Origin of the sequence: Kitasatospora sp. NPDC001547 (assembly GCF_042894165.1) — a bacterium.
In the GTDB taxonomy this organism is placed as follows: domain Bacteria; phylum Actinomycetota; class Actinomycetes; order Streptomycetales; family Streptomycetaceae; genus Kitasatospora.
In genome coordinates this window covers 163,648-182,388 of the sequence record NZ_JBIAVL010000004.1, presented here as the reverse complement: position 1 = coordinate 182,388, position 18,741 = coordinate 163,648, and the positions used below count along the sequence as shown (strand labels likewise).

Sequence of the window (18,741 nt, the reverse complement as noted above, 5' to 3'; positions counted from 1 at the left end):
CCCGCCGGGCCGGAGGCGCGGCCGGGGCGGGGAGCGGCCGGAGCCGGGACCGGGGAGCGGCCGGGGGCGAGCGGACCGCCCTACCAGGCGTAGTCCTCCGGGGCGGGCCGGTGGCCCGGGAAGAGCTCGTCGAGGCGGTCGAGGGTCTCCTGGTCCAGCTTGAGGTCGAGCGCCCCGAGGGCCGCGTCGAGGTAGGCCGGGGTGCGGGGGCCGATGATCGGGGCGGTGACGGCGGGGCGGGAGAGCAGCCAGGCGAGGGCGAGGTCGGCGGGGTCGGCGCCGAGTTCGGCGGCGAAGTCCTCGTAGGCCTGGATGCGGTCGCGGTGCCTGGCGAGGAGTTCGCTGGCGTAGGGCATCGCACTGCGGTCGCGGGTGCCCTCGCGCTCCTTGCGCAGGATGCCGCCGAGCAGGCCGCTCCGCAGCGGGGACCACGGGATCAGCCCGACGCCGTAGTGCTGCAGGGCGGGGACGACCTCCAGCTCGACGGCGCGGTCGAGCAGGTTGTAGAGGGACTGCTCGCTGACCAGGCCGAGGAAGCGGCGGGCGCGGGCGGTCTCCTGGGCCTGGGCGATGTGCCAGCCGGCGAAGTTGCTGGAGCCGACGTAGACGATCTTGCCCTGGGCGACCAGGACCTCCATCGCCTGCCAGATCTCCTCCCAGGGCGTGGCCCGGTCGATGTGGTGCATCTGGTACAGGTCGATGTGGTCGGTCTGCAGGCGGCGCAGGCTGGCCTCGACGGCCTTGCGGACGGCGAGCGCGGAGAGCCTGCTCTCGTTCGGCCAGTCGCCCATGTCGGCGTAGACCTTGGTGGCGAGGACGGTGCGCTCGCGGCGGCCGCCGCCTTTGGCGAACCACCGGCCGATGATCTCCTCGGTACGGCCCCGCTGGCCGCCCGCGCTGTCGCGGCCGTAACTGTTCGCGGTGTCGAAGAAGTTGATGCCGCGCTCGTGGGCGGTGTCCATGAGGCGGTGGGCCTCGGCCTCCTCGGTGTGGGGGCCGAAGTTCATGGTGCCGAGGCAGAGTCGGGAGACGGTCAGGCCGGTGCGGCCGAGGTGGGTGTACTCCATGGCGCCCCACCCAAGACCACACCGGCTCCGGTGTCCAGCGCATCAGGGGTGCGCCGGAGCCCCGCGGATCACCGCCCGTGGCCGGCGAACTTCCGTACGGCCAGCGGCACGCAGGTCACGAGCAGCACGGCGCTCCAGAGCAGTGCGGCGGGGACGGCGTGCTGCGTCGGCCAGGCGGTGCCGGCCGCCGAGGGGTTGCCGAACAGCTCCCGGCAGGCCTGGACGACGGAGCTGACCGGGTTCCAGTCGGCGAGGAAGCGCAGCCAGCCGGGCATGCCGCCGGTCGGCACGTAGGCGTTGGTGACCATCGCCAGCGGGAAGACCGCGACGGACAGCTGACCGGCCGCCTCCTCCTTGCCGACGGCCAGGCCGAGCACGGTGCCGACCCAGGTCATCACGAAGCGGAAGAGCAGCAGCAGGGCGAACGCCCCGGCCGCGTCGGCGAGTCCGTGCCGGGCGTGCCAGCCGACGGCGAGGCCGACCAGGGCCAGCAGCGCCAGGACGACCACGCTGACCAGCAGGTCGGCGAGGGTCTGCCCGAGCAGCAGTCCGGTGCGGGAGAGCGGCATGGAGCGCAGCCGGTCGGTGACCCCGCGCCCGACGTCGCGGGCGGCGCCGACCATGGTGGTCATGACGCCGTTGGTGGCGACCATGGCGAACATGCCGGGCATCAGGAACTCCCGGTAGTCACCGCCGCCGGGCACCCGCATGGCGCTGCCGAAGACGTACCCGAAGACCACCACCATCACCACCGGCACGCCCAGCGAGGCGGCCAACAGCCCGGGTGAGTGGCGGTAGTTGAGCAGGACGCGGAGCATCGAGGTCCAGGTGTCGGACACCAGCCGGGCGGCTGCGGACGGTCGCGGAGCGGCGTGGACGGCGACGGCCATCAGGCGGCCCTCCCTGCGTCGGCGGACTCGTGGGCGAGGGTCTCGTGGGTGAGGGTGAGGAACACGTCGTCCAGCGAGGGCGCGCGCACCGCGACGTCCTCGGCGACGACGCCGGCGCCGTCCAACTCGCGCACCAGCGAGGGCAGCAGGACGGGCATGCCCGGGACGGTCAGCACGGTGACCGTCCGCTCGGCGACGTCCACCTGCGCGTCGCCGCCGGTCATCGAGGACAACACCACGGCGGTGGCGGCGAGTTGGGCGGGATCGGCCAGGGTGACGGAGACCTGGCTGCCGATCGCCGCCTTGAGCCGGTGCGGTGGGCCGGTGGCGATGGCGGCGCCGTGGTCGACCACCACGATGTCGTCGGCGAGGCGGTCGGCCTCCTCCAGGTACTGGGTGGTGAGCAGCACGGTGGTGCCGCCGTCCGCCAGCTCCTTGACGGTGTCCCAGATCGCCTGTCGGCTGCGCGGGTCGAGCCCGGTGGTGGGCTCGTCCAGGAAGAGCACCGACGGGCTGGTGACCAGGCTGGCGACGAGGTCGAGGCGTCGGCGCATGCCGCCGGAGTAGGTGCGCACGAGCCGGTCGGCGGCCTCGGTGAGGTCGAAGCGGGTGAGCAGTTCGTCGGCGCGCTCCCGGGCCCGGCGGGCGCCGAGGTGGTGCAGCCGACCGAGCAGCCGCAGGTTGTCGCGGCCGGTGACGCCCTCGTCGACGGCGGCGTGCTGCCCGGCGAGGCCGATGGCCCGCCGGACGTCCTCGGCGTCCCGGACGACGTCGTGCCCGGCGACCCTGGCGGTGCCGCGGTCGGGGGCGACCAGGGTGGCGAGGACACGGACGGCGGTGGTCTTGCCTGCGCCGTTGGGGCCGAGCAGGCCGCAGACCGTGCCGGCCGGGACGGTGAGGTCGAGGCCGCGCAGGGCCTCGGTGGCACCGAATCGTTTCTCCACGCCCGCCATCTCGATGGCGGGCCGGGTGGTGTCGGACATGGCTCTGCCCCTTCTCCAGGTACAGCGTACGTAGAAGCGCGCGCCAGCGCATCGTACTACGTACGCCGTACGTATCTACGATGAGGAGAGCGAGGTGATCTTCCAGTGCCGTCCAGCGAACCGACTCCGTCCAGCAAACCCACGCCACCCGACGCCCCCGAGGTGATCTGGCTGCGCCCCGAGCGCACCGGCCGCGGCCCGCGCCCGGCCCACAGCCGCGCCTCGATCGCCGCCGCGGCCATCGGGATCGCCGACGCCGAGGGCCTGGACGCGGTCTCCATGCGGCGGGTCGCGGCGGCGCTCGGCGCGGGCACCATGTCGCTCTACAACTACGTGCCGAAGAAGGAGCACCTGCTCGACCTGATGCTCGACGCGGCCGCCGCCGAGTACCGGCTCCCGCCCGCGCCCAGCGGCGACGTCCGGGCCGACCTCACCGACCTCGCCCACCAGCAGCTGGCCGTCTTCCGCCGCCACCCCTGGCTGCCCGCCCTGGTACTGGCCCGCCCGAGCATCGGCCCCAACGCCCTGCGCTACACCGACCACTTCCTCGCCGCCACCGCCCCCACCGGCCTCGGCGGCGGCGACCGGATGGAGGCGATGGCGCTGTTCAACGGCTTCGTCGGCCAGTTCGCGCAGTACGAGCACACGGCGGCCGCGGGCGCCAAGTGGCAGGCCGAGCTGGTCGGTTACCTCGGCCGGGCGGCGGCGAGCGGTGAATTCCCGCACCTGGCCCAGGCCTTCGCCACGGCCGGCCCGCCCGCCGACCCGGACCGGGCGTTCGACCGCGCCCTGGACCGGGTGATCACCGCCATCCTGGCGCCGGCGGACGGGAGTTAGCCCAGCGCCTCCCTCGGCAGCAGCCCCGCCACCCGGCCGTCCACCAGCACCAGCACCGCGGGCCGCCCGCCCGCCAGCGCCGCCCGCGTCTCGGCCGCCGACTGCCCGACGCCGACCGTCGGCAGCGCCGGCCCGACCAGCGCGCCCAGCGGGTCCCCCGGCTTGGCCGCGCCGTCCGCGAGCGCGGCCGTCAGCACCTCCCGGGACACCGCGCCGACCACCTCCGTCGCGGCCACCCCGTACGGGCGCGCCGCCCGCGCCAGCACCGCCGGGGCGACGCCACCGGGTGCGGTGCGCAGCGCCTCCAGCGCCCCGCCCACGGTCGCGTCGGCGTCGACCACGACCAGCGGCCCGGCGGCGTCGAGCAGCGGCCGCAGTCCCTCCCCGTCCTCCTCCAGGAAGCCCCACTCCCGCATCCACGCGTCGCTGTGCACCTTGGACAGGTAGGAGCGCCCCGAGTCCGGCAGCACCACCACGACCAGGTCGTCCGGCCCGAGCCGCCGCGCCACCCGCAGGGCCGCCGCGACCGCCGCGCCGGAGGACGGCCCGGCCAGCAGGCCCTCCTCCCGCGAGAGCCGGCGGGCGGTCAGCAGCGACTCGCGGTCAGGGATCCGCTCGTAGGAATCGATCACCTCCGACCCCAGCGCCTGCGGCCGGCGGTCCTCGACGGTCTCGGGGTGCAGGTAGTGCCCGATCGACTCGACGAACCACGGGCTGCCGTCCCCGCCCCCGTACGAAGAGGACTCCGGGTCCGCGCCGACCACGGTCACCCTGCCCCCGGAGGCCTCCTTCAGGAAGCGCCCGTTGCCGGTGACGGTGCCGCCGGTGCCGACGCCCGCCACGAAGTGGGTCACCCGGCCGCCGGTCTGCTCCCAGATCTCGGGGCCGGTGGTCCGGATGTGGGCGTCGGGGTTGGCCGGGTTGTCGTACTGGTTGGCGAGCCAGGCGCCCGGGATCTCCTCGACCAGCCGCCGGACCACGTTGAACAGGTGCCTCGGATCCTCCTGTGGCACCGAGGTCGGCGCGAGCACCACCTCCGCGCCGTACGCCCGCAGGATGTCGGACTTCTCGGCCGACGCCTTGTCGGCCACCCCGGCGATCACCCGGTACCCGCGCTGCCGTCCGACGATGGCCAGGCCGATGCCGGTGTTCCCGGAGGTCGCCTCGACGATCGTCCCGCCCGGCCCCAGCAGCCCGTCCCGCTCGGCGGCGAGGACCATGGACAGCGCGGCCCGGTCCTTGACGCTGCCGCCGATGCTGAGGAACTCGGCCTTGGCGTAGATCGGCGCGGCGATCCCGGCGCCGAGCCGGGCCAGGCGGATCAGCGGCGTGCCGCCGATCGCGTCGAGGACGGATTCGTGAACTGCGGCCATGGTCGGCCCCTTTCGCTGACACTGTCTCAGCCCGAGCCTGCCCAGGCCAGGGGCTGGATAGACGGCGGCGGTGGTGCGACCACCCGTCACCGCGCCGGGATCACCGCGCCGGGATCACCGCGCCGGGCACGCGCTCACCGGCCGGTGCCGCCCAGCCGCCCCAGCCACGCGGTCAGCGCCGCCCAGAAGCCCCGGCGCTCGGGCCGCTCCGGCTGCTCGGGCTGCGGCGCGTTCGGCACCCGCAGTTCCGGGCCGTCCGGTGCGACGCCCTGGGCCCGGGCGGCCCTGAGCCACACCGGGAGCTCCGCGAGCAGCAGGTCGTACAGCTTCTGGTCGGAGACCTTCCGGGGGTCCGGCCCCAGGTGGACGAAGCCCGCGTTGTCGATGGGCCGTCTCGCCGGGACCGCCAACTCGTCCAGCTTGCGCAGGAAGTCGAACTGCCGGCTGCCCGGGTCGCCGAACCCGATGAACTGCCAGAAGATCGGCAGCTTCGCGGCCTCGCACAGCCGCTGCTCCGCCGCGCCCTTGTCGATCGGCCCGCCGTCCGTCTGGAACAGCACCAGGGCCGGCGCCGTGGTACCGCTCTTCCGGAAGTGCTCGACCACGGCATCCATCGCCAGGTGGTAGCTGGTCCGGCCCATGTGGCCGAGGCGCGCGACGATCCGGTCGATCCAGCCCGCGTGGTCCGCCAGGGCGATCTCCTCCTCCGCGTCCACCTCGGTGGAGAAGAACACGACGGGCACGCTCCCGTCGTCGTCCAGGTTGGCCGACAGCCCCAGCACCCGGTCCGCGAGCGCCTGGACGCTGCCGTCCTTGTAGTAGGGCTTCATCGAGCCGGAGTAGTCGATCACCAGGTACACGGCCAACCGCTGGCCGCTCAGCCCGCTCCGCTCCACCGAGGCGCTCGCGGTCTTGTAGAGGTTCACCAGCGCGGGCGCGCTCTGCTCGACCTTGCTCAGACTGACGGCCACGGGCCACTCCCTCACTCACCGCGGCAGCCGGGGGCCGCCGGAGCGCGTGATCGTCGACGCGCCCCGGACACTCTGCGGCGCGGACAGGCGTGGCGGCAAGCCGCTACGCGAAGCAGCCGTTCACAGGAACAGCGGGTCGGACGGCCACGGGTAGCCCAGTCGATCAACCTCGTACCCTCCCCAGACTTCGGCGGTGGCCCGGGGATCTGCTGCGGTCAGCCGCGCTTCGAGCTGCTCGGCCTGGAGCTCCGGGGCGTCCTCGGAGATCCAGAGGGTCGTCCCGAACTGCACGTGGGGCAGGTCCGTGTCGGCCCGGCCCGGCCCAACAGGGACCGGGGGTCCGCTGCCATGTACCGGGAGCCTCCGACGCCGCCGGGGAGCACCTCTGCCAGGAGATCCCGGCCGTTGACGACCGGGCGGACCTGCACGCCGCCCTTGCCGTCCGGTGGGCACACGATGTTCAGGCTGAGAAGGTCCGGTTCCATGGCCACCGGCACATGGTCGCGGACCCGGCCCCGGCTGTCATCCGAATTCGGGCGGCCCCCGCTCACAGGCCGCCCGGGTGCCGCGACAGCCAGTCGGCGTGCCGTTCCCTCAGCCGGTCGCGCTCCTCCGTCGTGGCCAGGTGGACGTCCGCTCCGCCGTCGTACGGGTGGTAGAGCCGCCGCATGCCGGTGCCGGTGATGATCACCCCGCCCTCCCGGTCGTCGGCGACCCGGCGCAGCAGCCCGTCCAGGCTGCCGCGCCGCCACTGCCGCCGTTCCACGAAGACGTGGCAGTACGTGCGGAACTCCGGCACCTCGTCGTCCGACTGGAGCCAGGTCCGCCAGTGCTTGGCGTCCCGGCGCATCCGGGGGACGCTCGCCGAGCCCGTCCACCTGGGGGTGAGGACGTACACCTCGGCGCCGGCGAACAGCTCGTCCAGCACGGTGTTGTGGCGCTCCAGGACGATCGCGTACTCCCGCTCGTCGTCGGGGTACCGCTTGGACTCCGGCAGGCTGTGGAACCGCACCCAGACGTCCCGTTCCCGGCCGATCTCGTACCCGACTGGCTCGGTGCCGGGCCACCGTCGTTCCCAGAGCGCCGTCAGCGCCTCACGGTCCACCCGCTCCTCCTCCTTCTCGATGGCAGGGGAGTCTGCCACATCCGTCCCACCAGCCCCGGCCTGGTGAGATCCCCTCGTCAGGGCCGCCCGGCTCCCGTAGCGTGGTTCGGTCGATCTTGAGGAAAGACCAGGGCAGAACGGGGCACCACAGATGCAGCAGCACCAGGGCTGGGGCGGCGCCCGCAGCTTCGGCAACGACGGCGCCGGCGGCCAGTTCGCCTTCGGGGACGACGAGTTCGGCGTCGGCTTCGCCTACGTCGCCAACCGGATGATCGGCCACGGCGACGCCCGGGCGAACCGGCTGATCGAGGCGGTGCGCGCGTGCCTGGACTGACCGGCTTCCTCCCGCTCGTCACCGCCCTGGCCACCACCGGCGGCCTCGGCGAGCTGCGCTACGGCGCCTCGCTGCCCGAACTCGCCGCCCGCTACGGCGATCCGTGGGACGGCGGCCGGGTCCACCGGAACAGCCGGTGGCCGCACGCCTTCGGCTGGGGCGACGTGCAGGCGGTGTTCTGCCGCTGCCGCAAGCTCCACTCGCTGTCCCTGCCGGTCTGGCACGGCGAGCTCGACCTCCCCCAACCGGGCGGCGGCGCGCTGACGTTCGCCACCCGCGTCACCGAGGCCGAGCTGACGCCCGCGCTCACCGCCACCGGCCACGGCTGGCGGACGCTGACGTACGAGAACCTGCCGAACCAGCGGAACCTGGAGTTCTCGCCCGCCGAGGAGGTCCGGGTCGAGCTGGTGCTCACCGACCGCGACGGCTACGACCGGCCGCCGCTACCGGAGTGGGTGCTGCACAAGGCGGTGCTGTGGGGCTTCGAGCACGCCGAGTGCCCCGAGCCGGACGGCACCCTGCCGGACGACGGGTGGGGTGCGAGCGTCGAACAGTAGGGCGGCGACTGGGGCGCGCGGCCGAACTCCGGACCCGCGACGGGCCGTTCCGCCTCGCGTGCGCAACGGCCCGTCGGCTCCCGCTACTTCAGCAGGAAGTCGTACACCGCCTGCCGTCCGGCCGGGTTCGCCGCCCGGTTCTGCACCGAGTGCGCCGCCCCGGGCACGATCACGATCCGCGGGTGGTGCGCGAACTCGGCGTACTCGTCCATCAGTTCGTACGGTGTGGCGAGGTCACGGTCGCCGCCGAGCAGCAGGACCGGCACGTCGGGCAGCCTGCGGTGCTCCGACGGCATCGGCGGCACCGGCGTCCGCGGCCAGTCGAGACAGACCAGGAGACTGCCGAGCCCGGTCGCGGTCGCCGGGTCGTACGGCCAGGTCTGCTCGGCGGTCAGCCGCTGCCGGGTGCGCTCCAGCGCCGCCGCGCGGCCTTCGACGGGGGTGTCGGTGGTGCCCCACGGGAAGCGCGAGTCGGCGCACAGGGTGGCGGAGTGCAACCCCTGGCTGAGCTCCTCGGCCGAGGCGGCGTCGACCTCCCGGTGGACGAGGTCGAAGAAGTCCTGGAGCTTCGCGGGCCGACCGGCCGCGGCCTCGTGCAGGATCTCCGGGACCGCGCCGTAGTCGGGGTCGATGAACTCGTAGCCGGTGAGCGCGCTCAGGAGCTGCGCCCCGTTGCCGTACCGCCGGACGGTGGCCGCGAGGTCGGCGGCCGGGTCGGTGGTGCAGCCGGTGGCCTGGCAGGCCGCCCGCAGGACCCGGGCGGTGGAGGGTAGGGCGGCCAGGTCGAGGGGGTCGAAGCCCTGCCGCGGCGCCACCGAGTCGAGCACCAGCCGGGCCACGTGCGCCGGGTGGGCGAGGGCGTAGCGCTCGGCGACGACGGTGCCGTAGGAGACGCCGTCCAGGGTGAGGCGCCGGTCGCCGAGGGCGCGGCGCAGCAGGTCGATGTCGGCGACGGTGTCCGCCGTGCTGTAGAAGCGGGCGTTCGGGCCGAGGGCGGCGGCGCAGTCGGCGATCGACTGCTTGCGCGGCACGGCGAGGTCGGAGGAGCCCATGTCCTCCTGGAGGCCCGGGCAGCGGAGCGCGCCCCGGCCGGTGCCGCGCTGGTCGAACATCACCAGGCGGTAGTCCTTGAGAACGGGTTCCAGCCTGGCCGCGATCCGGTCCATCCCGGGGACGCCGGGCTGGCCGGGGCCGCCGGTGAGGAACAGCAGGTCGCCCTTGGGCGCCCTGGTGGTGCCGGTGACGGCCACCCGGAGGTCGAGGGTGCCGGGGGTGGCGCCGCGGTGGTCGAGCGGGACGGTGAGGGTCCCGCAGGTGAGCTCGGGGGCGTCCGGGCAGGGCGCCTGCCCGGTGATCCCGGTGCCGGGGGTGGTTCCGGTGCCGGTGCCCGTTCCGGTGCCGGGTCCGGTGGAGGCGAGGGCGGGGGTGGCCAGGGTGGTACCGGCGACCACCGCGAGGGCGCCCAGCAGGGCGGCGACGCGGCCGCGCGTACTCGTCATGTTCGTCCTTCCGCTCGCACCGCGTCCATGCCGACGCGGTCACGGAAGTAGCCTGCGCCCCGGGGCACTTCGACGGCGAGCGTGCGGCGGGCGTTACGCGAACAGCGCGCGTCCGGCCGGGGACTCCTCAGCCCAGCGCCCGCGGCAGCACCACCCGCACCCACTCCTCCGGCTGCGACAGGTGAGGGGCGTGCCCGGCGCCCTCGTACAGGTGGCGTTCCGCCTTGGGCAGGGCGAGGTCGATGAGGTCCAGCACCTCGCCGAACATCGGCGCGCTGTCGTCGCTCTGGGTGAGCAGCGCCGGTTCGCCGAACCGGGAGAGCCCCGTGAGGTCGAGGTCGAGCGCGTCCGGGTCGCGCAGCTCGTCCAGGTAGGTGGGCGCGTTGCGGATGTAGGTGTGCCGGACCGGCGCGGGCAGCTGCTCCCAGGCACCGGGGCCGAAGGCGAGGCTGTCCACGTACAGTTCGGCGGCCGCGGCGGACTCGGCCTGCTCCAGCAGCTCCCGGACGGCGGCGATCCGGTCGGCGAAGGCGGTGCCGATCGGGCGCAGGTCCGGGTCGGCCAGCAGGATGCCGGTGCCCGGCGGCTCGTGCACGGCGATCCCGCGCAGCAGGTCGGGCCGGGCGGCGGCGAGCCGGAGGGTGACCAGTGCGCCGTAGGAGTCGCCGTAGGCGAAGGCGGGCGCCAGGCCCAGCCCCTGGATCAGCCCGGCCAGGTCGGCCGCGTCCTCGTGCACCGAACCCTGGGTGAGCAGGTCCTCGCTGCGGCTGTGCCCCCGGCGGTCGTAGGCGACCGCGGTGGTGGACTCGGCCAGGCCCGGCAGCACCCGCGCCCAGGAGTCCGCGTCGCTCCAGGAACCGTGGACCAGGACGACGCCGGGGCCCTCTCCGTGGGCCTCGTAGTGCAGCGCCACCCCGTTCACCCTGATCTCGGTCATCACGAGCCTCCCGATCTCGGCGGTGCTCCCCCACCAGACTGACACAACCGCCCGGAACGCTCAGATCCTCCGGCGGCGGGTCCCCTTCCCGGGGGAGCTCCGGTGACGAAGGTCATCCCCGGGCGCGATCCGGCCGCCGCACCGCCCGTGCCAGGCTCGACGCATGCACTACGACGTACGCCGGCTGGCCGCCGGGGAGTGGCGGGAACTGCGCGGGATCACCCTGGAGGCGCTGCGGGACTCCCCGAACGCCTTCAGCTCCTCCTACCCCGACACCGCCGCCCTCCCCGACGACCACTGGCGGCAGCGGGCCGCCCACCAGGCCACCGCGCGGGAGAGCGCCACCTTCACGGCCGGTGACGGGAACGGCGCCCGGGTCGGGATCGCCGGCGTCGAGCCGCTGGCGGACGTCCCCGACCACGTGCACATCCACTCGGTCTACGTCGCCCCGGCGCACCGCGGAGCCGGCGGCCCGGCCGCCGAGCTGGTGCACGCGGTGATCCGGCACGCCCGGGAGCACACCACCGTGGGGGCACTGACCCTGGGCGTGCACGAGGACAACGAGCGCGCCCAGGCGTTCTACCGGCGGCTCGGCTTCGAGCCGACCGGGAAGGCGGTCCCCTACGTCCTGCGACCGGCGGAGCGGATCCTCGTCCTCGGCTACCCGGGGTTCCGGGCGTAGGGCTGCCCGCGTCAGGGCTTGTGGCGTCGGGGCTGCCGGCATGGGGGCTTCCGGCGTCGGGGGCTGCCGGCGTCGGGGGCTGCCGGGTGCGGTCGGGCGGCCGCCGGCAGCCGCCTGTCAGCTCATCACCCGCACCGGCGGCTCGTCCCGCGTCCCGTCCTCCGCCACCACCGTGAACCGCTCCGGGCCCGACAGCGACAGGTCCACCGGGTAGAGCGACGCGGTGTCGTTGACGTCCAGCACGGCGCTCCGCCGCCCGGTCGCCGCCTCCACCCGGGTGACCCGGCCCCGGGTCATCGCCCACACCGAGCCGCCGTCCACCACCAGCCCGGTCACCCGGTCGTCCAGCCCCGCCGTCCACCGCTTGCCGCCGTCCGTGAGCGAGTACGCCAGCAGCCGGCCGGTGGCGGTCCGGCTCGGGTGCCCGCCGCCACCGCTGATGCCGACGTCGCCGGGCCTCTCGCCCGGCACGACGAACAGGTCCCCCACCACCACCCCGCCGAACAGCGGCCGGGCGCTGAACTCGTCGAAGGCGTGCAGCCCGCCCAGCATCACGTCCAGGTCGTACTCGTCCCCGGCGACCGGTATCGCCGCCCGCTGCCGGCCGGCCCGGTCGTAGCTGAGCACCGCGTGGGTGCCGCCCTCCGCCTGGGCGTCCACCCACACCGCGAGCGGGTCGACCGACACCACCGCGAGGTTCCTCAGCCCGCCCGCCGCGGGCAGCGCGATCCGCTGCCGCTCCCGGCCGTCCGCCGGCGCCAGCGAGCGCAGCAAGGGCGGCGCGTCGCCGCACCGCGCGACCGTGACGGCGTCCCCGGGCCCGCCCGCGACCTGCAGCGGGGCGCAGCCGGGGTCGGCCGCGCTATGCCAGACGTCCCGGCCGTCCGCCAGCCGTACCGCGCGCCAGCCGGCCTTCTCCTGGAGGAGGGCCTGCGGCCCGGCCACCGCGAGCACGTCCGGCGTCGCGTCGTCGCCATCCCGGGCGGGCGCGTCCACGGTGGCGGTCCAGCGCTCCCCGCCGTCGGCGAGGTCGAGCGCGGTGACGGCGGAGCACGGCCGGCCGGGCGGCGAGTGGCCGATCAGGCCGACGGCGCCGCCGCGGCCGGTCCCGTCCGGCCCGGTGCCCCGGCTCATCGCGCACACCGAGTCCTCGCCGGGCGGGGTCCAGCGCCAGGCGACGGCCCCGGTGTCGCCGCGGTACGCCACCACCAGGTCCGGCCGGACCCGCACCACCAGGCCCCCGCCGGCCCAGCTGCCCACCGCGCGGATCGTGGACGGACGGTCCAGCGGCGCCTTCCAGGAGTCGTTGAGCCCGTCCCCGGCGAAGCCGACGAAGATCCCGAGCCCCAGCAGCGCCCCGACGGCGGCCGAGGGGAGCCCGGCCCTCGGGTGGATCAGTGCCCAGACGAAGCCCGCCCCGCACGGCACCAGCCCGAGGACGCTGACGATCCCCAGGTAGGCGAGGCTGTCGCCGCCGAACCCGTGCGCCCGGCCGAACAGCACCGCCAGCCCCATGCTCGCGAACATCGCCCCCAGGACCCCGCCCGAGACCACCGGCCAGGTCGCCCCGGCCCGGGCGAACCCGGCTCCCCACCCCGCCCGGACGACACTGTCCTCGGGCCGCCGAACGGCCATGCCGGTCTCTCCCCTGCGACGCGCCGCCCACCCGCGACGGGGCGACGATCATCGGATCGTCGCAGAGCGCGCCATGGTCCGGAACAAAGAGCAGGGAAAACCCCGGCCATGACCCGCACATACCAGGCCCCGGCGCAGAGGGCACGGTGCGTCCCCGCCCCTAGGGTCTGTCCGTCCCGGCTCCCCCCGGCCGCCTTCCTCGCGGCGGAAATCGATTGCCCGCCCCCCGGGCCGCTGACTACCGTCTCCCGACATGACCGCGACTCCCACGACCCCCGACTGGCGCACCGCCAACCGTGCGAACTGGGACGAGCGCGTACCCGTCCACGCCGCCGGCCGGTTCTACGACCTGCCCGGCTTCGTCGCGGGGCGTGACACCCTCCAGGACTACGAGCCCGCCGAGGTCGGCGACGTCACCGGCCGGACGCTGCTCCACCTCCAGTGCCACCTCGGGCTCGACACCCTCTCCTGGGCCCGCCGCGGCGCCGTCGTCACCGGGCTCGACTTCTCCGCCCCGGCCGTCGCGGCCGCCGCCGACCTCGCCGCCCGGGTCGGCGCCGACGACGCCCGGTTCGTCACCTCCGACGTCTACGAGGCCGTCGAGGCGCTCGACGGGCGGACGTACGACATCGTCTACACCGGCTTCGGCGCGCTCTGCTGGCTCCCCGACCTGACCCGCTGGGCCCGGACGGTCACCGCGCTCCTCTCCCCCGGCGGCTTCCTCTACGTCGCCGAGCACCACCCGGTGGCCGATGTCCTCGCCGACGACGGGCGCGGCTTCGAGGAGGACTACTTCGAGCGCACCCCGATCGTCGTAGACCACCCCGGTACCTACGCCGACCCGGACGCCCGGCTCGACGCCACCGTCACCGTCCAGTGGCAGCACGGCCTCGGCGAGGTGGTGACCGCCCTGGCCGACGCGGGCCTGCGCCTGGACTTCCTCCACGAGCACGCCCACGGCCACTTCCGCGTCCCGGCCGGCTCCCCCGCCCCGCAGTCCTACTCCCTCCGGGCCACCCGGCCCCGATGACGCCGCCCGTCAGGTCGCGCCGGGGCCGGGGCGGGCCAGGCCGGGGTGGCCGGGGCTGGGACTGGGACTGGGGCCGGGGGTGAGCGGGCCAATATTCGCCCCCTACGGTCGGCCCGGCTCCGCGCCCGGCACCCAGTTCCCGTGCAGGCCCAGCGGCACCCGCACCGGCAGGTGGATGCGGGCGACGGGCTCGCCGGTGAAGTCCTGGGCGGCGAGGATCACCAGGTCCGTCGCGCCCCGGGCCGGGTCGAGGACGTAGGCCATCAGGTACCCGTCGTCCTCCGCCGTCGGCGACTCGGCGGCGACGAACACCGCCTCGCCCACCGCCCCGTCCCGCCCGAACTCGTGGGCCTCGACGGTCCCCCGCTCCAGGTCGTGCTTGAGCAGGGCGTTGCTGAAGCCCTCGTCCGGGCGGTCGTCCCCGGGGCCGGCCGGCGGCGCGTAGAGCTCGACGGCGGCCGCGTAGCCGTAGCGGTAAGGGCGGCCGGTGCGGCGCGGATTGAGGCGCGGGAACTCCTGGACCCGGTCGTCCAGCCGCTCCTCCCGCACCGTCCCCGCCGCCAGGTCGATCGTCCAGCGGTCGAGCGTGGGCCGGCTCGCGCCGATGGCCCGCAGGTCCATGCCCGGCGGGTGCCGCACGACGTCGACCACCAGCGAATCCGCCGTCCGCTCGTACGCGTTGAGGGTGTGCCCGACCAGGTGCGGCGCGAGCTCGAACCACCGCACCGCGCCGCCCTCGCGCGGCATCACGCCGACCCGGGCGGTCCGCCGGTCGTCCCAGGTGAACGGCACCCCGGTGGCCAGGTGCGCCGCGCTGAACACCACCGGTGTGTCGTACAGCAGCACGAACCGCTCGGTGAGCGCGAAGTCGTGCATGTACGGGTTCCCGGGCACCTCGATCAGCGTGCTGCGCCTGACGTCCCCGGCGGCGTCCATCACGATGTGCTGCACGTGCTCGGAGCCGTACCGGAAGGCCAGCGAATGCAGCTCCCCGGTGTGCGGGTCGAGGATCGAGTGGGCGTTGGCGCTGTACCCCTCCGGCGTGGCGCCCAGCTCGCAGGGGCCCACCGTGTCCAGCTCGTAGGTGAGTTCGTACGGGCGGATGCCGCCCTCGATCAGCGCGTAGGTGCGCCCGGCGAGGCCCGCGACCTGCACGTTCGGGGAGACGTCCAGCCGCTCGTCGACGGGCGTGCCGCGCCGGGGCTCGCCGAGCCGGTCGGCGACCGCGCCGGAGCGGACCCAGCGGTTGCGGTACCACTCGGCCCGCCCGTCCCTGATCCGGACGCCGTGGACCATGCCCGCGCCCAGCGTCCACAGGTGCGCGACCGGGTCCTCGATGCCCAGCGGATTGGGACCGTTGCGCAGGTAGCGGCCGTCCAGGTGGGCCGGTATCCGGCCGGTGACGGGCAGGTCGTAGGCGGTGACCTCTTCGGTCACCGGGGCGAAGTTGCCGGACAGGTAGCGGTTGCGGCCGGTGTCGCTGCCGCTGGTACTGCGGCTGCGGCTGGCGGTGTCACGGTTCATGGTGTCGACCTCTCGTCCGGTGATGGGGTGCCTGCGCCGAACGCCCTTCCCAGCGCGGCCATCAGCGCCTCGTAGCGCGCCCCGGCCTCGGCCGGCGCGAAGTGGCCGGCGAGCTCCAGGCTCACCGCGCCGTGGGTGGCCGCCCAGAACAGCTTGGAGACCTCCTGGGCGTCGCCGGGCCGGAAGGCTCCGGCCGCCATGCAGGCGTCCACGGCGGCCACCGAGGCGCCGAACGCGCCGTCCGCCACGGCCAACGCCTCGGCGCTGGGCCGGAACCCGGGCACCGGCTGCTCGAACATCACCCGGTAGTAGGCGGGTTCGGCGATCGCCCGCTCCCGGTAGGCCCGGCCGAGCTCGGTCAGGTACGCCAACGGGTCGGCACCGCGCGGGACCTGCTCCTGCGCTCGGCGCAGCCGCGCGAAGCCCTCCCGGTACAGCGCGTCGAGCAGGCCCTCCTTCCCGCCGAACATCGTGTACAGCACCTTCGTCGAGGAGCCGATCTCGGCGGCGATCCGGCGCACGGTCAGCGCGGCGGGGCCTTCGGCGACGAGGAGGGAGATGGCGCGGTCGAGGATCACGGCGCGTACGGCGTCCTGGCCGGTCCGCTGCGCGTCCTGGTAGGGCGTGCTCATGGGTAACAACGTAACCGATGGGAAACACTGTTACCAGCCCTTCGGGCGAGCCGCCTCCGAACCCGTGTCCCCGCGGCCGTGTCACGTTCCGGCGGCCCGCCCGGTCCCTGCTGGTGACGGCCTCGGGCCGGCCCGACCCGAAGGCCAGGACCACCCGAAGGACCCGAACGACTCGAAGGAGCGAGCGATGCGCGTACTGCTGGCAGGTGCGACCGGGGCGATCGGTGCCCCGTTGACCAGGGTGCTGACCGGCGCGGGCCACCAGGTCCTCGCCCTGGCCCGCTCCGAGCGATCGGAACGGGCCGTCCTGGCCGCGGGCTGCACGCCCGTACGGGCCGACGCGCTGGACCGCGATGGGCTGCTGCGCGCGGTGGACGGCCTGGCGGCGGACGCGGTGATCCACCAGCTCACCGCCCTCCGCGCGCCCTCCCGCAGGGTGGCCGCCGACAATCCGACCAACGTGCTGCGCGTCCGCGGCTCCGCCAACCTGCTGGCCGCCGCGCGGGTCCTGGGCGCCGCGCGCTTCCTCACCCAGTCCCTCGTCCTCGGCTACGGCTACCGCGACCACGGGGACCGGCCCGTCACCGAGGAGGACCCGTTCGGCGTGTACCGCACCGGCTCCCGGCCCACCTCCTCCGACCACGTCGTCACCGGCCTCGTCGAGGCCGAGCAGCGGGCCTTCGAGGCGCCGCACGTCGCCGGGATCGCCCTGCGCTACGGCCTGTTCCACGGGCCGGGCACCTGGTTCGACCCGACCCCCGGCGCCCGCCCGATGCCCGTGCCGCTGGGCGGCGGCGGGGTGCTGTCGTGGATCCACGTCGAGGACGCCGCCACCGCGACCCTGGCCGCGCTGGAGCACGGCCGGGGCGGCGAGGCCTACAACCTCGCGGGCGACCACCCGGCGAGCTTCGGTGAGCTGGCCACCGTCGCCCGCCGCGGCCGCCCGGCCCTCCGCCTCCCCGGCTGGGCCCTGCGCGCCGCCGTGCCGTACCTCGGCGAGCTGATGCTGGACACCACCCTGCGGGTCTCCAGCGCCAAGGCCGCCCGCGAGCTGCACTGGACCCCGCGCCACCCCGACCCCCGCACCGCCCCGGCCGCCGTCCCGCACTGACCGCCGGGCACCTGGCGCGCCCGTCCGGAGCGGGGAGTCGGCCCGGCCGACTCCCCGCTCCGGGCACCCTTCCGACGCATCCCGCCCTCGCCGACGCGGTGCGTCCCGGGCGCGCACCGGCCCCGGGCGCTCGCGCGCCGATCGGCGCGCCGGCCGTCCGCCAGGTGCGCGCCAACCCTCCGCCACGGTCTGCCAGTTGGCGCGGGACCAAGGTTTGCCCCGGGCCGTCGGCGCACCCGATCTCCGCATCGTGCTGAGCCGACCGGGTCAACCTCTTCGCCGGACAGTACGCGTACGCCCGGTCGGCTCGTTCTGCTGTACATGCCTCCCCCGATCTCGACGCCGTTCCCGTCGCCCGCGCACGACACCGCAAGGAGGTTCCCGTGGCTGTGATCGGCCGCGCGACGGCCACCGTGGTCGCGCTGGGCATCCTGCTCGTCCCGGCGGCCGTCTCGGCGGGCACCGACCTGCCGCCCGAGCTCGGCGCGGGCTGGTGGGAGGTGTCGGCCAACGCCGCCAACGTCCGGGTCGACCACTTCGGCGAGGAGACCGTCATCGGCCTCGCCCGTTCGGGTGACCGGGTCGAGGTGGTGGACACCTGGACCTCGCCGCTCGGCGCCCGCTGGGCGAAGGTCATGGTGGAGCGCACCCGGGTGTCCGGCTGGGTCCTGTGGTCCTTACTGGCGCACCGCGACCCGTCGTCGGAACCGTAGAATCCGCCTGTACACATCAGGAGGGAATTCGCGTGTTCCGAGCGCAGCGTCCGCGCACCGCAGAGCTGACCCCGTGGCAGGGCGAGGGGCCGGTCAACGGCGTCGCCCTGCTGCTGCCGGGCGGATTCATCCGCAGCCGGCGCGCACCGCTGAAGGTCGCCGAGCTGGGCCTGCGGGACCTGGCCGCCGAGCTCACCGACCGCGGCCGCCCGCACGGCCTCGCGGTGCACCTGCTGCGCTACCGCCACGGCGGCTGGAACGGCGCCGACGCGGACACCGCCGTCGACACCCGCTGGGCGCTCGACGAGCTCGCCCGGCTGTACCCGGGCACGCCCGTCGTCCTGGTCGGCAACTCGCTGGGCGGGCGGGCCGCCTTCTGGTGCGCCGGGCACCCTTCGGTGGTCGGCGTGGCCGGGATCGCGCCCTGGCTGCCCAGCGGCGACCCGGTCGACCAGCTGGCGGGGCGGCGGGTGCTGATCGTGCACGGCACCGGGGACCACAGCTCGGCCAGTGCCACCCAGTCCCTGGAGTACGCGCTGCGCGCCCGGCGGGTCGTCCCGGACCTCGCACGCTACGAGGCCCCGGGCGCCAACCACCTCCTGATCCGCGAGTCCCGCGACATCAGCGCGCTGACCACCGCCTTCACCCTGGCCGCCCTGGGCGCCGAACCCGCTCCCCTGGTGGCGGGGACGGTCTGCACCCGGCTCCCGGCGCGGGTGTAGCCGCCCCCCGCCGTCCGCACCTTCCGCTCCCCGGTCCTCCCCTGCCGATCGGCAGGGGAGGACCGACCGCATTTCCGTGGGGTTCCTGCCGATCGGCACATGCGCGAACAGGGTTCTGGCGATCAGTCTTGGAGTCACC

18 protein-coding genes and 2 pseudogenes are annotated in these 18,741 nt (G+C 74.9%); 8 read left to right on the top strand and 12 right to left on the bottom strand.

What is annotated here, in order from left to right; translation table 11 throughout:
* Positions 1-80: 80 nt before the first annotated feature.
* The 3 genes from ACFY0X_RS09235 to ACFY0X_RS09225 all read right to left on the bottom strand — a co-directional run bounded on the left by ACFY0X_RS09235 (position 81) and on the right by ACFY0X_RS09225 (position 2,940).
* Positions 81-1,067 carry an aldo/keto reductase gene (locus ACFY0X_RS09235; protein WP_387751053.1) on the bottom strand — a complete coding sequence of 329 codons (987 nt, stop codon included), beginning with the start codon at positions 1,065-1,067 and terminating at the stop codon, positions 81-83.
* Between the two features lie 68 nt (positions 1,068-1,135).
* Complete coding sequence (locus tag ACFY0X_RS09230; RefSeq protein WP_387751051.1) at positions 1,136-1,957, bottom strand: ABC transporter permease; 822 nt, start codon at positions 1,955-1,957, stop codon at positions 1,136-1,138.
* Positions 1,957-2,940, bottom strand: a complete 984-nt coding sequence (locus tag ACFY0X_RS09225) for an ATP-binding cassette domain-containing protein (protein WP_387751048.1) — start codon at positions 2,938-2,940, stop codon at positions 1,957-1,959. Before ACFY0X_RS09225 ends, ACFY0X_RS09230 begins: the two co-directional genes overlap by 1 nt.
* Positions 2,941-3,045: 105 nt before the next feature.
* Here ACFY0X_RS09225 and ACFY0X_RS09220 point away from each other — a divergent pair, with 105 nt between their 5' ends.
* Positions 3,046-3,777 (top strand): TetR/AcrR family transcriptional regulator, encoded by a 732-nt coding sequence (locus ACFY0X_RS09220; RefSeq protein ID WP_387751045.1) that lies wholly within the window; start codon positions 3,046-3,048, stop codon positions 3,775-3,777.
* Here ACFY0X_RS09220 and ACFY0X_RS09215 read toward each other — a convergent pair.
* The 4 genes and pseudogenes from ACFY0X_RS09215 to ACFY0X_RS09200 form a co-directional block, all read right to left on the bottom strand.
* Complete coding sequence (locus ACFY0X_RS09215) at positions 3,774-5,150, bottom strand: pyridoxal-phosphate dependent enzyme (RefSeq protein WP_387751042.1); 1,377 nt, start codon at positions 5,148-5,150, stop codon at positions 3,774-3,776. The two genes, ACFY0X_RS09220 and ACFY0X_RS09215, sit on opposite strands and share 4 nt — an antisense overlap.
* Positions 5,151-5,413: 263 nt before the next feature.
* A pseudogene (locus ACFY0X_RS09210) lies at positions 5,414-6,121 on the bottom strand (VWA domain-containing protein); the annotation flags it as partial.
* Between the two features lie 120 nt (positions 6,122-6,241).
* On the bottom strand, positions 6,242-6,412 hold the full coding sequence (locus ACFY0X_RS09205; RefSeq protein ID WP_387751040.1) for a hypothetical protein: 171 nt from the start codon (positions 6,410-6,412) through the stop codon (positions 6,242-6,244).
* Positions 6,413-6,668: 256 nt separating this feature from the next.
* The gene (locus ACFY0X_RS09200; RefSeq protein ID WP_387751038.1) at positions 6,669-7,265 is read right to left on the bottom strand and encodes a hypothetical protein; all 597 of its coding nucleotides are present in this window, start codon (positions 7,263-7,265) and stop codon (positions 6,669-6,671) included.
* 136 nt (positions 7,266-7,401) lie between these two features.
* Between ACFY0X_RS09200 and ACFY0X_RS09195 the strand changes: the two are divergent.
* Positions 7,402-7,560, top strand: a pseudogene (locus ACFY0X_RS09195) (carboxylesterase); the annotation flags it as partial.
* Positions 7,548-8,117, top strand: coding sequence for a hypothetical protein (locus ACFY0X_RS09190; protein WP_387751036.1), 570 nt, complete (start codon positions 7,548-7,550; stop codon positions 8,115-8,117). The pseudogene ACFY0X_RS09195 and the gene ACFY0X_RS09190, both read left to right, overlap by 13 nt.
* An 83-nt stretch (positions 8,118-8,200) precedes the next feature.
* Here the strand turns inward: ACFY0X_RS09190 and ACFY0X_RS09185 are convergent, their stop codons facing one another.
* Positions 8,201-9,616 (bottom strand): alpha/beta fold hydrolase, encoded by a 1,416-nt coding sequence (locus ACFY0X_RS09185; protein ID WP_387751033.1) that lies wholly within the window; start codon positions 9,614-9,616, stop codon positions 8,201-8,203.
* Positions 9,617-9,743: 127 nt separating this feature from the next.
* Entirely contained in the window at positions 9,744-10,553 is an 810-nt protein-coding gene (locus ACFY0X_RS09180; RefSeq protein WP_387751030.1) for an alpha/beta fold hydrolase, read from the bottom strand.
* A 163-nt stretch (positions 10,554-10,716) separates the two neighbouring features.
* Here ACFY0X_RS09180 and ACFY0X_RS09175 point away from each other — a divergent pair, with 163 nt between their 5' ends.
* Positions 10,717-11,235 carry a GNAT family N-acetyltransferase gene (locus tag ACFY0X_RS09175; RefSeq protein ID WP_387751027.1) on the top strand — a complete coding sequence of 173 codons (519 nt, stop codon included), beginning with the start codon at positions 10,717-10,719 and terminating at the stop codon, positions 11,233-11,235.
* A gap of 117 nt (positions 11,236-11,352) precedes the next feature.
* Here ACFY0X_RS09175 and ACFY0X_RS09170 read toward each other — a convergent pair whose 3' ends face one another.
* Positions 11,353-12,870 (bottom strand): PQQ-binding-like beta-propeller repeat protein, encoded by a 1,518-nt coding sequence (locus ACFY0X_RS09170; RefSeq protein ID WP_387751024.1) that lies wholly within the window; start codon positions 12,868-12,870, stop codon positions 11,353-11,355.
* A 253-nt stretch (positions 12,871-13,123) separates the two neighbouring features.
* Here ACFY0X_RS09170 and ACFY0X_RS09165 point away from each other — a divergent pair, with 253 nt between their 5' ends.
* The gene (locus ACFY0X_RS09165) at positions 13,124-13,900 is read left to right on the top strand and encodes a class I SAM-dependent methyltransferase (RefSeq protein ID WP_387751021.1); all 777 of its coding nucleotides are present in this window, start codon (positions 13,124-13,126) and stop codon (positions 13,898-13,900) included.
* Positions 13,901-14,002: 102 nt separating this feature from the next.
* Here ACFY0X_RS09165 and ACFY0X_RS09160 read toward each other — a convergent pair whose 3' ends face one another.
* Together ACFY0X_RS09160 and ACFY0X_RS09155 are read right to left on the bottom strand one after the other, a co-directional pair.
* On the bottom strand, positions 14,003-15,424 hold the full coding sequence (locus ACFY0X_RS09160) for a carotenoid oxygenase family protein (protein ID WP_387751018.1): 1,422 nt from the start codon (positions 15,422-15,424) through the stop codon (positions 14,003-14,005).
* Positions 15,421-16,056 carry a TetR/AcrR family transcriptional regulator gene (locus tag ACFY0X_RS09155; RefSeq protein ID WP_387751015.1) on the bottom strand — a complete coding sequence of 212 codons (636 nt, stop codon included), beginning with the start codon at positions 16,054-16,056 and terminating at the stop codon, positions 15,421-15,423. The genes ACFY0X_RS09160 and ACFY0X_RS09155 overlap by 4 nt, the downstream gene beginning before the upstream one ends.
* Before the next feature lie 187 nt (positions 16,057-16,243).
* Here ACFY0X_RS09155 and ACFY0X_RS09150 point away from each other — a divergent pair, with 187 nt between their 5' ends.
* The 3 genes from ACFY0X_RS09150 (at position 16,244) to ACFY0X_RS09140 (ending at position 18,602) form a co-directional block, all read left to right on the top strand.
* Positions 16,244-17,167 (top strand): NAD-dependent epimerase/dehydratase family protein, encoded by a 924-nt coding sequence (locus tag ACFY0X_RS09150; RefSeq protein WP_387751012.1) that lies wholly within the window; start codon positions 16,244-16,246, stop codon positions 17,165-17,167.
* Between the two features lie 383 nt (positions 17,168-17,550).
* Complete coding sequence (locus ACFY0X_RS09145) at positions 17,551-17,880, top strand: hypothetical protein (protein WP_387751009.1); 330 nt, start codon at positions 17,551-17,553, stop codon at positions 17,878-17,880.
* 32 nt (positions 17,881-17,912) lie between these two features.
* Complete coding sequence (locus ACFY0X_RS09140) at positions 17,913-18,602, top strand: alpha/beta hydrolase (RefSeq protein ID WP_387751006.1); 690 nt, start codon at positions 17,913-17,915, stop codon at positions 18,600-18,602.
* The last annotated feature ends 139 nt before the right edge of the window (positions 18,603-18,741 follow it).